This window comes from Nocardioides sp. P86 (assembly GCF_023712465.1).
GTDB classification, from domain to species: Bacteria; Actinomycetota; Actinomycetes; order Propionibacteriales; family Nocardioidaceae; genus Nocardioides; species Nocardioides kribbensis.
Genome location: NZ_JAMAYE010000002.1, coordinates 384,571 through 396,963, shown reverse-complemented (window position 1 = coordinate 396,963; position 12,393 = coordinate 384,571). Strand labels below are relative to the sequence as shown.

The following is a 12,393-nucleotide window of genomic DNA, read 5'->3' as shown; positions in this document are numbered from 1 at the left end:
GGTCAGCCGCCCTCGCGGTCGCCGCGGGACGTCGGGGCCGTCGCGACCGCGGCGTGCCCGGAGTAGCGCGGCGCCACCTCGCGCAGCGCCTCCAGCACCACCCGCACCGCGGCCCGCTCGGCCTGGTCGGCGCGGGCGAGCGCGGCGATGCGCCGGGTCTGCACGGGCGCGGCGGTGGGCAGCAGCACCGGCCTGCCCGCCCCCGAGCCGGCTCCCGGGCCCGTGTCACCCAGGCGGGCGGCGTGGCGCGGCAGCAGGGCGAGGCCGTGCCCGGCGCCCACGAGCGCCTGCTGGGTGCGCAGGTCGGCGAAGCGGTGCGTCACCTGCGGCGCCGGCGCGCCCGCGGCGGCGAACCACGCCAGCAGCGCCCGGTCGAAGGGCCAGCCCGCCGGCACCCCGATCCAGGTCTCGGCGCGCAGGTCCTCGACCTCGACCGGCCGGGTGGTGCCGGCCAGGGGGTGACCGGGCGGCACACCCACGTCGAGCGGCTCCTCGACCAGGTCGACCACCCGCACGCCGCGCCGTCGCCACAGGGCCTGCGACACCGCGCCCGACCACGCGCCGTCGACCGACGCGCGGTGGGCCAGGACGACGTCGGCGAGGTCGGTGCGCGCGGCGTACTCGTCGCCGTGGAGGTCGGCCTCGACCACCTCCAGCTCCAGACCGGGGTGGCGGGCGAGGGCGGTGAGCAGGTGGGGGAGCAGACCCTGCGCGGCGGTGGGGAAGACGCTGAGCCGCACGGTGCCCCGCACCTCGCCGTGGTAGTCGTCCCACCGGGCCTGCACGCGCTCGAGCGCCTGCTCGACCTCGCCCGCGGCGTCGCAGAGCACCCGGCCGGCGTCGGTGAGCTCGACGCGGCGACCGACCCGGCGCAGCAGGCTGGCGCCGGCCTCGCGCTCCAGGGTCTTGAGCTGCTGGGAGACCGCCGTGGGGGTCAGGTGGGCGCGCCGGGCCACCGCGGTGACGGTGCCGAGCCGCTCGAGGTCGCGCAGCAGCCCCAGCCGCCGGACGTCGAGGTGGCGCGGGGGCGGGGCCTGCCCGGTCGGGACGTCCATGAAGGAAGACTACGCAGTGGCTGCAGCACGATGACATGGATCTTCACGGTGGGAGGCCCCAGGCTGGGTGCATGACCCTCACGCACGTCCCGCGCCGGGTGGACCGCCGGTGACCCGCCGCGACGCCCTGCTCGCCGTGCTCGTCTCGGTCTGCTGGGGGGTGAACTTCCTGGCCATCCACGCCTCCCTGGAGCACTACCCGCCGATGTTCCTGGTCGCGCTGCGCTTCGCCGTGATCGCGGTGCCCACGCTGCTGCTGGTGCGGCGCCCGCAGGTGCCCGCGCGCTGGCTGGTCGGCTACGGCGTGGGCTTCGGCGTGCTCCAGTTCGTGTTCCTCTACGCCGGCATGGCCGCCGGCATGCCGGTCGGGCTGTCCTCGCTGGTGCTCCAGGCATCCGCGCCCTTCACGGTGCTGATCGCGGCGGCGTGCCTGGGCGAGCGCCCCTCCCGCGCGACCTGGGTGGGCATCGCGGTGGCCCTGACCGGGCTGCTGGTGATCGCGGCCTACCGTGGCCTGACGGTCTCGCTGCTGCCGACGGTGCTGGTGCTGCTGGGGGCGCTGGGCTGGGCCCTGGGCAACATCGCCTCGCGTCAGGCCCAGGCCCAGGCCGGGCCGGCGGGCGCCTCGCCCTTCGCGCTCATGCTGTGGATGACGGTCGTGCCGCCGCTGCCGATGCTGGCGCTCTCGCTCCTGGTCGAGGGGCCGGACCGGATCCTCGCGTCGCTCGGCTCCGCCGTGGGTCCGGGCGCCGCGCCCGAAGCGGCCGCGGCCAACCTGGGCCTGCTCTACACCGTGGTCGTCGGCACCCTGGTCGGCAGCGGGCTGTGGACGCTGCTGCTGCGGCGCAACCCCTCGAGCGCGGTCGCGCCCTTCTCGATGCTGGTGCCGGTCACCGGCATCACGACCGCGTGGCTGGTGCTGGGGGAGAACCCCGCGCTGGCCGAGGTGCTCGGCGGGGTGCTCGTGGTGGGGGGTGTGCTGCTGCCCCACGCGTGGCGCCGGCGCCGGGGGTCGCGTGCGGCGGCGGGGGCGGGCTCAGGGGTGGGTGAGGACCTCGGCGCCGTCGGCGGTGACGAGGAGGGTGTGCTCGAACTGCGCCGAGCGCCGTAGGTCCTTGGTCGCCACCGTCCAGCCGTCGTCCCACATGGTCCACTCGTGGGTGCCGAGGTTGAGCATGGGCTCGATGGTGAAGGTCATGCCGACGTTGATGACGTCGTCGTAGTGCGGGTCGTCGTAGTGCGGCACCACGAGCCCGGAGTGGAAGTGGGTGCCGATGCCGTGGCCGGTGAACTCGCGGACCACGCCGTAGTCGAAGCGACGGGCGTAGGTCTCGATCACCCGGCCGATGACGTTGAGCCGTCGGCCGGGCTTGACCGCCTTGACCGCCCGGTCGAGCGCCTCGCGGGTGCGCTCGACCAGCAGCCGCGACTCCTCGTCGACGTCGCCGGCTAGGAAGGTGGCGTTGGTGTCGCCGTGCACGCCGTCGAGGTAGGCGGTGATGTCGATGTTGACGATGTCGCCGTCCTCGACCACGCGGCTGTCGGGGATGCCGTGGCAGACGACCTCGTTGACGCTGGAGCACAGCGACTTGGGGAAGCCGCGGTAGCCGAGCGTGGAGGGGTAGGCGCCGTGGTCGCACAGGAACTCGTGGCCGAGGCGGTCGAGCTCGTCGGTGGTGACCCCGGGCCGCACCGCCGCGCCGACGGTCTCGCGGGCCTGGGCGGCCAGGCGGCAGGCCGCGCGCATGCGCTCGATGGTCTCGGCGTCCTTGACCTCGCTGCCCTCGAAGGGCGCGGGGGCGGGGCGGTCGACGTACTCGGGGCGCGCGATGTGGGCGGGCACCGGGCGGCGCGGGCTGACGGCGGCCGGGGTCACGGGGGCGGCTGCGGGAGGGGTCACGGGCGTGAAGTGTAGTTTCGCCCCCATGGCTGACAGCGACGGCGAGTACTGGTTCAACGTCAAGCTCCACCGGGTGGAGACCACCGAGGACCTGAGCCCCAGTAAGGACCGGCTCGGCCCCTACGCCACGCGGGCCGAGGCCGAGCGTGCCCTGGAGAAGGCCGCCCAGCGCAACGAGGACTGGGACAGCGACCCGGACTGGAACGACGACGCCCCCGCCGCCGGCGGGGACCCCCGCTGACGGTGGCCTGCGGCTGGGGCGGGGGGCGGGGCCGGCCCGGTCGCCCGCCGCGCCGCGAGGACGCCGCCTCCCCGTGGCCCTTCGTCGGCATGGCCGGCATGGCCGCGGTCTTCTTCCTGTACGCCGCGAGCGGCCCGGTCACGCCGTGGTGGGGCCAGGCCCTGCTGCTGGCCTTCTGGGCCCTCCTGCTGCTGGTGGCCGCGGCCTGGTGGAGCCTGCACCCCACCTGGGTGCCGTGGGTGCCGGTGGTCGGCTTCGTGGTGCTCTTCGCGACGGTCGTCGCCGGCGCGGCCTGGTGGGGCTGGGCGGACTAGCCCCCGTCGGGGCCGCCCCGGGCTCAGGCGTCGGCCGTGGTCGCCGTGCCCGCCCCCGGGTCGGGCTCGACCTGCTTCACCGACAGCCGGGTCAGCCGCGCGCCCTCGCGGCCGGTGACGACGAGGGTGTGCTCACCGACGGCGAGGTCGTCGCCGACGTCCGGGATGCGCCCGAGGCGGTGCAGCACGTAGCCCGCGGCCGTCTCGTAGGGACCGTCGGCCAGCTCCACGCCGGTCTGGGCCGCGAACTCCTCGATGGTCAGCGCGGCGTCGACCTCGCCGTCGTCGGAGGTGCGCTGGTGGGTCGCGGGGTCGTCGTACTCGTCGTCGATCTCGCCGACCAGCTCCTCGACCAGGTCCTCGAGGGTGACGATGCCGTCGGTGCCGCCGTACTCGTCGACGACGACCGCGAGGTGGGCCCGCTGCTTGCGCATCCAGGTCAGGGTGGGCAGCACCCGGTTGGTGCCGGGCAGGTGGGTCACGGCGCGCAGGTGCTGCTCGACGGTGTCGGTGGGGTCGTCGGGGTCGGCGCCGAAGAGGTCGCGCACGTGCACGAAGCCGCGGACGTCGTCGACGTCGCGCCCGATGACGGGGTAGCGGGAGAAGGGGTTGTCGCGGATCGTGGCGAAGGCCTGGGCCACGGTGTCCTCGACGCGCAGCACCGTCACGTCGGCGCGGGGTCGCATCACCTCCACCAGCGTGCGGTCGCCGGCGTCGAAGACGTCGACGAGGATCTGGCGCTCGCTCTCGCCGAGGCCCTCGTGCTGGTCGACCATGTAGCGCAGCTCGTCCTCGCTCATCTCCTCCGAGGCCGCGTGGGGGTCACCGCCGACCAGGCGCACCACGGCGTCGGTCGACTTCGAGAGCAACCAGATCACCGGGCGCATGAGGTTGGCGAAGCGGTCGAGCGGCGGCCCGACGACCAGGGCGACGCCGGCGGAGCGCTGCAGCGCGATGCGCTTGGGCACCAGCTCGCCCAGCACGAGGCTGACGTAGGCCACGACGAGGGTGAGCAGGACCAGCGCGGCGGTGTCGGCCGCCGCCTCGGGCAGGCCCGCGCTGACGAGGAACGGCGCGAAGTCGGGCGCGAGCGTCGAGGCGCCGTAGGCGGCAGAGAAGAAGCCAGCCACGGTCACGCCGATCTGCACGGCGGCGAGGAAGCGGTTGGGCTGGCGCGCGACGTGGGCGACGCGTCCGGCGCGCCCGCCGCGCTTCTCGAAGTCGCTGACCTGGCTCTCGCGCAGGGAGACCAGCGCGATCTCCGTGCCGGCGAACACCCCGCCGACGAGCACGAAGGCCAGCACGAGGGCTGCGTTGATCAGGGTCTGTTGGTCCACCGGGTCTCCTGGTGCGGGGGCGAGGTGGTGCCGAGCGTGCCTGATCGCCCCAAGGGGTGACCCGGGTGCGGCCGGGGTCGGGCCAGGGGCGGGCCGGGGTCGGGCCGGGTCCGGTCAGGCCGGGGTGACCCGCAGCACGACGTCGTTCCCGTCGCCGTTGTCGGTGGTCAGCAGCAGCGCGCCGCCCGGCGCCTGGGTGACCTGGCGGATGCGGCCGTGCTCCTTCAGCGCCGCGGGGGCGCGGACCTTGCGCAGGTCACCACGCGCGTCGAAGGTCAGGAAGAGCACCTCGGTGTCCTTGAGCACCGCCACGGCGAGGGCGCCCCGCAGGGCGCCCCACTGCTTCCCGCGCACGAAGGTCGCACCGCAGGTGGCGACGGTGGAGGGGCCCGAGCGCCACCGGGCGGCGACCTGGGTGCCGGGCAGCGACCGGTCGGTCATCGGCACCTGCTCGTTGTAGCCGGGGACGGGGTGCCAGCCGTAGTCGCCGCCGTTGCGGAGCCTGTTGACCTCGTCGTCGCGGAAGCTGCCCTGCTCCACCGACCACAGGCTGCCGTCGGCGCGCTGGGCCAGGCCCTGCACGTTGCGGTGTCCGTAGGTGTGGACGTAGCGCTTGCTGCGCACCTTCGCGCGGGGGAAGGGGTTGCCCGGCCACGGGGCCCCCGTGCGGCGGTCGAGGCGCAGGGTCTTGCCGCCCAGCGAGGTCAGGTCGCGGGGGTTCGTGCCGACCGCGGCGTCACCGGTGCCGACGAGCAGCGACCCGTCGCGAGCGACGAGGAGCCGGCAGCCGCCGTGGCGCCCGGAGGAGGCGGGCAGGCCCTTGAGGAGCACCTTGGCGCGGGTCGCGGTGGTGGCGGCGTCGTCGAGGGTCCAGGCGACGACGCGCACGTCGTGGCCGCCGCCCGCGGTGGTGGCGCCCTGGCAGGTGTAGATGCGGCCGTTGTCGGCGAAGCGCGGATCGACCTCGAGACCCATGAGGCCGGTCTCCCCGGAGACCCAGACCTGGTCGGAGGGGAAGTCGACGTCGCGGGTCTCGCCGTCCTCGACCACGGTGAGAGCCGCGCGGTCGCGCTGGGTCACCAGGAGCCGTCCCTCGCCGATGGAGCGCACGTCCCACGGGTGGTCGAGACCGGAGGCCACCCGCGACACCCTCAGCCGCGGCACGGCCCGGGGGGCGGCGGCGGGGTCGGTGTGAGGGTCGGCGGTGCTCCCGGGAGCCGCGGTGCGGGAGTCCGTGGGGCCGTGGCCGTCGGGCGTCGCCTGTGCCGCCTGGGCGGTCGGTGCCGCGGGGGCGAGGAGCGCGGCGGCGAGCGCGGCGGCGGAGCACGCGCTCAGGCGGCTGCCGCGGTGGGCGGGACGGCCGGCGGGGCGGGTGGGGCGGCGGAGTCCGAGAGGGGCCATGGCGCCACGCTACGGCGGGACCCGCCCGGAGGCATCCACCCGATCGGTGGATGTCGTGTGGAGGAGCGCCCGCCGGGCGCTGCGGTGCCGGGTGTCGTGTTACCGAACCGGTGGGGTCGTGTCACCGCTGCGTGGACCGGCCGTGGGCCTGACGTCCGTAGTGTTCTACCCATCAGCCGGACCTTCCGGGGGGACGGACCGGCTGCCGACGGAGAAGGCGACGGAGGGTCGCGCGCTCCCGGGGGACCACGTGGCTGGGGGGCCACAGCGCCCCCGTCGTCGGACACACGAGGACAGCCCGCACGACGTTCCGGGGGGAGCGGCGCGCGGGCTGTCTCGCGTTGCCCGGACGTCCTGCCCGGAGGTCGCGTCAGAAGGTGTGCTCGGGGCCGGGGAAGGTGCCGCCCCTGACGTCGGCGGCGTAGGCACGGGCCGCGTCGAGCATGACGCCGTGCAGGTCGGCGTACTGCTTGACGAAGCGCGGCATCCGCCCGGTGCGCAGACCCAGGGCGTCCTGCCACACCAGCACCTGGCCGTCGCACCCGGGGCCGGCCCCGATGCCGATCGTGGGGATGCCCAGCGCACGGGTGACCTCTGCGGCGACGTCGCCGGGCACCATCTCCATGACCACCGCGAAGGCGCCGGCGGCCTCGACCGCCCGCGCGTCGGCCAGCACCCGGGCGGCGGTGTCGCCGCGGCCCTGCACGCGGTAGCCGCCGAGGGTGTGCTCGCTCTGCGGCGTGAAGCCGATGTGGGCCATCACCGGCACGCCGCCGCGGGTGAGCAGCTCGATCTGGGGCGCCATCTCGGCGCCGCCCTCGAGCTTCACGGCGTGGGCGCCCCCCTCCTTCATGAAGCGCACGGCGGTGTCGTAGGCCTGCTGCGGCGAGCCCTGGTAGGAGCCGAAGGGCAGGTCGCCGAGCACCATCGCCCGCCGCGCCGAGCGGGCCACGGCGCGGGTGAGCGGCAGCAGCTCGTCGACGGTGACCGGCAGCGAGGTCTCGTTGCCGAGCACGTTGTTGGACGCGGAGTCGCCGATGAGCAGGACGTCGATGCCGGCCTCGTCGAAGGTCTGCGCGGAGTACTGGTCGTAGGCGGTGAGCATCGTGATCCGCTCCCCGCGCTGCTTCATCTCGCGCAGGTGGTGGGTGCGCACGCGTCGTGCCGGGGCGGGTGCGGCGGGTGCGGTGGGCGCGGTGGGTGCGGCCGGGCCGGTGCCGTAGGGCGCGGGCTCCTCGGGCGCGGCGGGCGACGGCACGGACGGGTCGGGCGACCCGGGGCTGGGCGTGCTCATGACGAGCTCCTTCGGCTGCGATCTCGCGGCTCCCGGATGGAGTCCACGGACTGCTCCCAGGCTAGGGGCGCGAGGTGGTCGTGCGGCAGGTGCGCGAGCGGGTGGTGGTGCTCACACCGACGCCGCCCGACGTCAGGTGACGGGCCGGCCGGCCGCGTCGGCCGCGGCCTCGAGCTCGGCCACGACGATGCGCCGCATGCCGAGCATGGCCTGCATCGCGGCTCCGGCCCGCGCGGGGTCGGCGTCGGAGAGCAGCTCGCCGAGCCGGTCGGGCACGACCTGCCAGGACAGCCCGAAGCGGTCGGTCAGCCAGCCGCACCGCGACTCCTCCCCGCCGTCGCCGAGGCGCTCCCAGTAGTGGTCGACCTCGGCCTGGTCGCGGCAGGCGATGCTGAAGGAGACCGTGGGGGTGAACCCGGCGTGGACCGGCCCGCCGTTGATCGCGCGGAAGGTGAGGCCGTCGAGGGTGAACTCGCCGGCCATCACCGTGCCCGCGGGCATCGGGGCGCCCTCGCCGTACCGCGACAGGTGGCCGACGGAGGACCGGGGGAAGATCGCGGTGTAGAAGGACGCCGCCTCCTCCAGCTCGTGGTCGAACCACAGGCAGGGGGTGATGCTGCCGGTGGGCGTGGGGCCGGTGGAGGTGCCGGTGCCGGTGTCGGTGTTCATGCCGGGGGAGACCACGGCGGGGCGGGGAAGTCATCGGTGCCGGGCTCGGTAGGTTCCTCCCCATGCGCGTCTTGGTCTCCGGCGGTGCCGGCTACATCGGGTCCCACACCGTCCTGGCCCTCATCGAGGCCGGCCACGACGTCGTGGTGGTCGACGACTTCTCCAACAGCAAGCCCACGGTGGTGGCGCGGCTCGAGGCGCTCTCCGGGCGCCACGTGCCGCTGCACGCGATCGACCTCACCGACGTCGACAAGACCTCCCACCTCTTCGCGGTGGAGGAGATCGACGCGGTGATCCACTTCGCCGGCTTCAAGGCCGTGGGGGAGAGCGTCGCGAAGCCGCTGGAGTACTACCGCAACAACCTCGACTCCACCTTCTCCCTCGTCGAGGCCATGCGCCGCCACGACGTGCACCGCCTCGTCTTCTCCTCCTCGGCCACCGTCTACGGCGACAAGGCCCCCCTGCCCTTCCACGAGGACTACGCCGACCTCAGCGCCCTGAGCCCCTACGGCCGCTCCAAGGTGATGATCGAGCACGTGCTCTCCGACGTCGCGGCCGCGACCCCGGGCCAGCGCACGGCGCTGCTGCGCTACTTCAACCCCGTGGGCGCCCATCCCTCGGGCGACCTCGGCGAGGACCCGCAGGGCATCCCCAACAACCTCATGCCGTTCATCGCCCAGGTCGCGGTGGGCCGGCGCGAGCGGCTCTCGGTCTTCGGCGACGACTACCCCACCGACGACGGCACCTGCGAGCGCGACTACATCCACGTCATGGACCTCGCCGCCGGCCACGTCGCCGCCCTGGAGCACCTCGACGACATGGCCGAGCCCGCGCGCGCCTTCAACCTCGGCACCGGGCACGGCACTAGCGTGATGGAGCTCTTCCACGCCTTCGAGCGGGCCGTGGGCCGCGAGCTGCCCTACGAGGTGGTCGGCCGGCGCCCCGGCGACCTGCCCCGCATGTGGGCCGACGCCACCCGGGCCCGCGAGGAGCTGGGCTGGGAGGCCACCCGCACCGTCGACGAGATGTGCGCCGACACCTGGTACTGGCAGTCGCGCAACCCGCACGGCTTCCCCGACGGCACCCGGCGCTGAGCGGTCCGGCCGGGGAGGTCCCCGGCGCGGCCATCCCTAGGATGGGCGCCGTGGACTTCTACTCGGCCTACGCCCAGGGCTTCGCGCGGGTCGCGGCCTGCACGGTGCCCGTCGCGATCGCCGACCCGGCGACCAACGCCGCGCGGGTGCTCGAGCAGGCCCGGGCCTGCCACGACGACGCCGTGGCCGTGGCCGTCTTCCCCGAGCTGTGCCTCTCGGGCTACTCCATCGAGGACCTCCTGCTGCAGGACGTGCTCCTCGAGGCGGTCGAGGACGCGATCGAGACCGTGCGCGCCGGGTCGGTCGACCTGCTGCCGGTGCTCGTGGTCGGTGCCCCGCTGGTGCACGGCACACGGGTGCTCAACTGCGCCGTGGTGATCCACCGCGGCCGGGTGCTGGGCGTGGCTCCCAAGTCGCACCTGCCGACCTACCGGGAGTTCTACGAGCGGCGCCACTTCGCCCCCGGCGACGACCGGCGCGGCGCCACGCTGCGCCTGGGCGGCCGTGAGGTGCCGCTCGGACCCGACCTGCTCTTCACCGCCGAGGACGTGCGCGGGCTGACGCTGCACGTCGAGGTCTGCGAGGACATGTGGGTGCCCGTGCCGCCCAGCGCGGAGGCCGCCCTCGCCGGTGCCACGGTCCTGGCCAACCTCTCCGGCAGCCCGATCACCGTCGCCCGTGCCGAGGACCGCCACCTGCTGGTGCGCAGCGCCAGCGCGCGCTGCTCCGCGGCCTACGTCTACGCCGCCGCCGGCCAGGGCGAGTCGAGCACCGACCTGTCCTGGGACGGCCAGACCCTCGTGCACGAGTGCGGCGACCTGCTGGCCGAGGGCGAGCGCTTCGCCCGGGGCCCCGTGCGCACCGTGGCCGACGTCGACCTCGACCGGCTGCGCCAGGAGCGGCTGCGCCAGGGCACGTTCGACGACAACCGCCGCACCCACGCCGAGCGGGTGGAGGCCTTCCGCACCGTCGCCTTCACCCTCGACCCGCCCGCCGGCGACGTCGGGCTGCGCCGCGCCGTCGACCGCTTCCCCTTCGTGCCCAACGACCCCGCGCGCCTCGCGCAGGACTGCTACGAGGCCTACGCCATCCAGGTCTTCGGCCTGGAGCAGCGCCTCACCGCGATTGGCCAGCCCCGGGCGGTCATCGGCGTCAGTGGCGGCCTCGACTCCACCCACGCCCTCATCGTGGCCGCGCGTGCCATGGACCGCCTCGGGCGACCGCGCAGCGACATCCACGCCTTCACCATGCCGGGCTTCGCCACCGGCGACGTCACGAAGTCCTACGCCACCCGGCTGGCCGCCTCCCTCGGCGTCACGTTCGAGGAGCTCGACATCCGCCCGGCCGCCGAGCAGATGCTGCGCGACCTCGACCACCCCTTCAGCGACGGTGCGCCCGCCTACGACGTGACCTTCGAGAACGTCCAGGCCGGGCTGCGCTACGACTACCTCTTCCGCCTGGCCAACCACCGCCGCGGCATCGTCGTCGGCACCGGCGACCTCTCCGAGCTCGCGCTGGGCTGGTGCACCTACGGCGTCGGCGACCAGATGTCGCACTACAACGTCAACGCCGGGGTGCCCAAGACCCTCGTGCAGCACCTCATCCGGTGGGTCGCCGACAGCGAGCAGTTCGACGAGGAGACCAACGCCCTGCTGCGCGAGATCGTGCTCCAGGAGATCACCCCCGAGCTCGTGCCGACCACCGAGGGCGAGCGGCCGCAGGCCACCGAGGACACCGTGGGGCCCTACCCGCTCCAGGACTTCACCCTCCACCACGTGCTGCGCCTGGGCATGCGCCCCAGCCGGGTGGCGTTCCTCGCGTGGCACGCCTGGCGCGACGCCGACGCCGGTCAGTGGCCCGCCGGGCACCCGGTCGAGCGGCGAGCGGCGTACGACCTGCCCGCCGTGCGGCACTGGCTGGAGGTCTTCGTGACCCGCTTCTTCGCCAGTCAGTTCAAGCGCTCCGCACTGCCCAACGGGCCCAAGGTCAGCGCGGGCGGCACGATGTCGCCGCGCGGTGACTGGCGCATGCCCTCCGACGCCTCGGCCGTCGCGTGGCTGGCCGAGATCGAGGCGCACGTCCCGCACTGAAGCGCTCGCGACGCGCCGGTTGAGGACTCCACGACCTTAGCCCCGCCTTAGCGGATCCATGGTTCGCGGTTAGCGCAGGTCGCGACAGTCTCTTCCTCGTCAGCACGAGACGAGGAGACACGGACATGAAGAAGGCCCTGCTGGTCGTCGCGACGGTCGTCGTGGTCGTGCTCGTCGGAGGCGGCGCCTGGGCGATGCTCGGCGGCGGCACCGACCTGCAGACCCGAGGCACCTGCGGCAACGCGACCTACGAGCTCAGCGCCGAGGACGACGACGACAACCTCGAGGTGAACTTCGAGCTCCAGTCGGCCAGCGCCGGCGAGGCCTGGGAGGTCGTCGTCGAGCAGGACGGCACCGCGCTGTTCTCCGGCGAGCGCACCACCGACGAGGACGCCGAGCTCGACGTCGACGTGCTCGGCGACGAGGACGCCGACGCCGTCTTCAGCGTCGTCGCCACGCCCCAGGGCGGCGAGGCCTGCACCGTCGACCTCGACTGAGGCGACGGCCCCTCCCGCACCCCGCGGCTCCACCCGCACCACCCGGCTCCACCCGCACCACCCGGCTCCACCCACCCACCCATCCCTGCAGCACCCGTCCCAGGAGGACCCACCATGATCAAGCGCACCGCCGCCCTGCTCGCCACCACCGCCCTCGTCGCCGTCCCGGCCACCACCCTCGTGGCGGCTCCCGCCCACGCCGTCGAGCGCGGCGGGGTCTGCGGCGACGGCCGCTTCTCCCTCGACGTCGAGACCGACGACGGCCAGTACGAGATCCAGGGCGACCTCGACAACGTCAAGGCCGGCTCCCGCTGGAAGCTCGTGCTCAAGCAGGACGGCAAGGTCATCTTCAAGGACACCCGCCGCGCCGACAACGAGGGCGACATCGACGTCGAGCGCACCCGCCCCAACACCGCCGGCAAGGACACCTTCCGCTTCATCGCCACCCGCGTCGGCGGCAGCCCCACCTGCTCCACCAAGGTCACGCTCTGACCTGACGGC

At 74.3% G+C, this 12,393-nt stretch carries 13 protein-coding genes; 7 read left to right on the top strand and 6 right to left on the bottom strand.

Going from position 1 to position 12,393, the window contains the following annotated elements:
* Window positions 1-2: 2 nt before the first annotated feature.
* Window positions 3-1,055 carry a LysR family transcriptional regulator gene (locus M3673_RS09430; protein ID WP_251533183.1) on the bottom strand — a complete coding sequence of 351 codons (1,053 nt, stop codon included), beginning with the start codon at window positions 1,053-1,055 and terminating at the stop codon, window positions 3-5.
* Between the two features lie 109 nt (window positions 1,056-1,164).
* On the opposite strand from M3673_RS09430, the gene M3673_RS09425 reads away from it, so the two are divergent.
* Window positions 1,165-2,166 carry an EamA family transporter gene (locus tag M3673_RS09425; RefSeq protein ID WP_251533181.1) on the top strand — a complete coding sequence of 334 codons (1,002 nt, stop codon included), beginning with the start codon at window positions 1,165-1,167 and terminating at the stop codon, window positions 2,164-2,166.
* Here M3673_RS09425 and map read toward each other — a convergent pair.
* Window positions 2,092-2,955 carry a type I methionyl aminopeptidase gene (map, locus tag M3673_RS09420; RefSeq protein WP_251533179.1) on the bottom strand — a complete coding sequence of 288 codons (864 nt, stop codon included), beginning with the start codon at window positions 2,953-2,955 and terminating at the stop codon, window positions 2,092-2,094. The genes M3673_RS09425 and map overlap by 75 nt on opposite strands.
* Window positions 2,956-2,980: 25 nt before the next feature.
* On the opposite strand from map, the gene M3673_RS09415 reads away from it, so the two are divergent.
* Together M3673_RS09415 and M3673_RS09410 are read left to right on the top strand one after the other, a co-directional pair.
* Window positions 2,981-3,196, top strand: coding sequence for a hypothetical protein (locus tag M3673_RS09415; RefSeq protein WP_193660974.1), 216 nt, complete (start codon window positions 2,981-2,983; stop codon window positions 3,194-3,196).
* A gap of 2 nt (window positions 3,197-3,198) precedes the next feature.
* Window positions 3,199-3,510 carry a hypothetical protein gene (locus M3673_RS09410; protein WP_251533177.1) on the top strand — a complete coding sequence of 104 codons (312 nt, stop codon included), beginning with the start codon at window positions 3,199-3,201 and terminating at the stop codon, window positions 3,508-3,510.
* Window positions 3,511-3,533: 23 nt separating this feature from the next.
* On the opposite strand, the gene M3673_RS09405 is transcribed toward M3673_RS09410, so the two are convergent.
* The 4 genes from M3673_RS09405 to M3673_RS09390 all read right to left on the bottom strand — a co-directional run bounded on the left by M3673_RS09405 (window position 3,534) and on the right by M3673_RS09390 (window position 8,211).
* Window positions 3,534-4,847 (bottom strand): hemolysin family protein, encoded by a 1,314-nt coding sequence (locus M3673_RS09405; RefSeq protein ID WP_251533175.1) that lies wholly within the window; start codon window positions 4,845-4,847, stop codon window positions 3,534-3,536.
* A gap of 114 nt (window positions 4,848-4,961) precedes the next feature.
* Entirely contained in the window at window positions 4,962-6,248 is a 1,287-nt protein-coding gene (locus M3673_RS09400) for a PQQ-dependent sugar dehydrogenase (protein WP_251533173.1), read from the bottom strand.
* Window positions 6,249-6,618: 370 nt separating this feature from the next.
* On the bottom strand, window positions 6,619-7,542 hold the full coding sequence (panB, locus tag M3673_RS09395) for a 3-methyl-2-oxobutanoate hydroxymethyltransferase (RefSeq protein ID WP_285839312.1): 924 nt from the start codon (window positions 7,540-7,542) through the stop codon (window positions 6,619-6,621).
* A 132-nt stretch (window positions 7,543-7,674) separates the two neighbouring features.
* Window positions 7,675-8,211 (bottom strand): VOC family protein, encoded by a 537-nt coding sequence (locus tag M3673_RS09390; protein WP_251533172.1) that lies wholly within the window; start codon window positions 8,209-8,211, stop codon window positions 7,675-7,677.
* Between the two features lie 62 nt (window positions 8,212-8,273).
* On the opposite strand from M3673_RS09390, the gene galE reads away from it, so the two are divergent.
* The 4 genes from galE (at window position 8,274) to M3673_RS09370 (ending at window position 12,384) form a co-directional block, all read left to right on the top strand.
* Entirely contained in the window at window positions 8,274-9,305 is a 1,032-nt protein-coding gene (galE, locus tag M3673_RS09385) for a UDP-glucose 4-epimerase GalE (protein WP_056864283.1), read from the top strand.
* Between the two features lie 41 nt (window positions 9,306-9,346).
* A complete protein-coding gene (locus M3673_RS09380) occupies window positions 9,347-11,395 on the top strand; it encodes an NAD(+) synthase (RefSeq protein ID WP_251533169.1) in 2,049 nt (682 codons plus the stop codon).
* Between the two features lie 125 nt (window positions 11,396-11,520).
* Window positions 11,521-11,892, top strand: a complete 372-nt coding sequence (locus tag M3673_RS09375) for a hypothetical protein (protein WP_056864284.1) — start codon at window positions 11,521-11,523, stop codon at window positions 11,890-11,892.
* A 114-nt stretch (window positions 11,893-12,006) separates the two neighbouring features.
* Entirely contained in the window at window positions 12,007-12,384 is a 378-nt protein-coding gene (locus M3673_RS09370) for a hypothetical protein (RefSeq protein ID WP_056864285.1), read from the top strand.
* Window positions 12,385-12,393 lie beyond the last annotated feature (9 nt).

Coding starts and splice junctions, on each gene's coding strand:
- M3673_RS09430 (WP_251533183.1), bottom strand. CDS start 1,055: ATGGACGTCCCGACCGGGCAGGCCCCGCCCCCGCGCCACCTCGACGTC.
- M3673_RS09415 (WP_193660974.1), top strand. CDS start 2,981: ATGGCTGACAGCGACGGCGAGTACTGGTTCAACGTCAAGCTCCACCGG.
- M3673_RS09400 (WP_251533173.1), bottom strand. CDS start 6,248: ATGGCCCCTCTCGGACTCCGCCGCCCCACCCGCCCCGCCGGCCGTCCC.
- panB (WP_285839312.1), bottom strand. CDS start 7,542: ATGAGCACGCCCAGCCCCGGGTCGCCCGACCCGTCCGTGCCGTCGCCC.
- M3673_RS09390 (WP_251533172.1), bottom strand. CDS start 8,211: ATGAACACCGACACCGGCACCGGCACCTCCACCGGCCCCACGCCCACC.
- galE (WP_056864283.1), top strand. CDS start 8,274: ATGCGCGTCTTGGTCTCCGGCGGTGCCGGCTACATCGGGTCCCACACC.
- M3673_RS09380 (WP_251533169.1), top strand. CDS start 9,347: ATGGGCGCCGTGGACTTCTACTCGGCCTACGCCCAGGGCTTCGCGCGG.
- M3673_RS09375 (WP_056864284.1), top strand. CDS start 11,521: ATGAAGAAGGCCCTGCTGGTCGTCGCGACGGTCGTCGTGGTCGTGCTC.
- M3673_RS09370 (WP_056864285.1), top strand. CDS start 12,007: ATGATCAAGCGCACCGCCGCCCTGCTCGCCACCACCGCCCTCGTCGCC.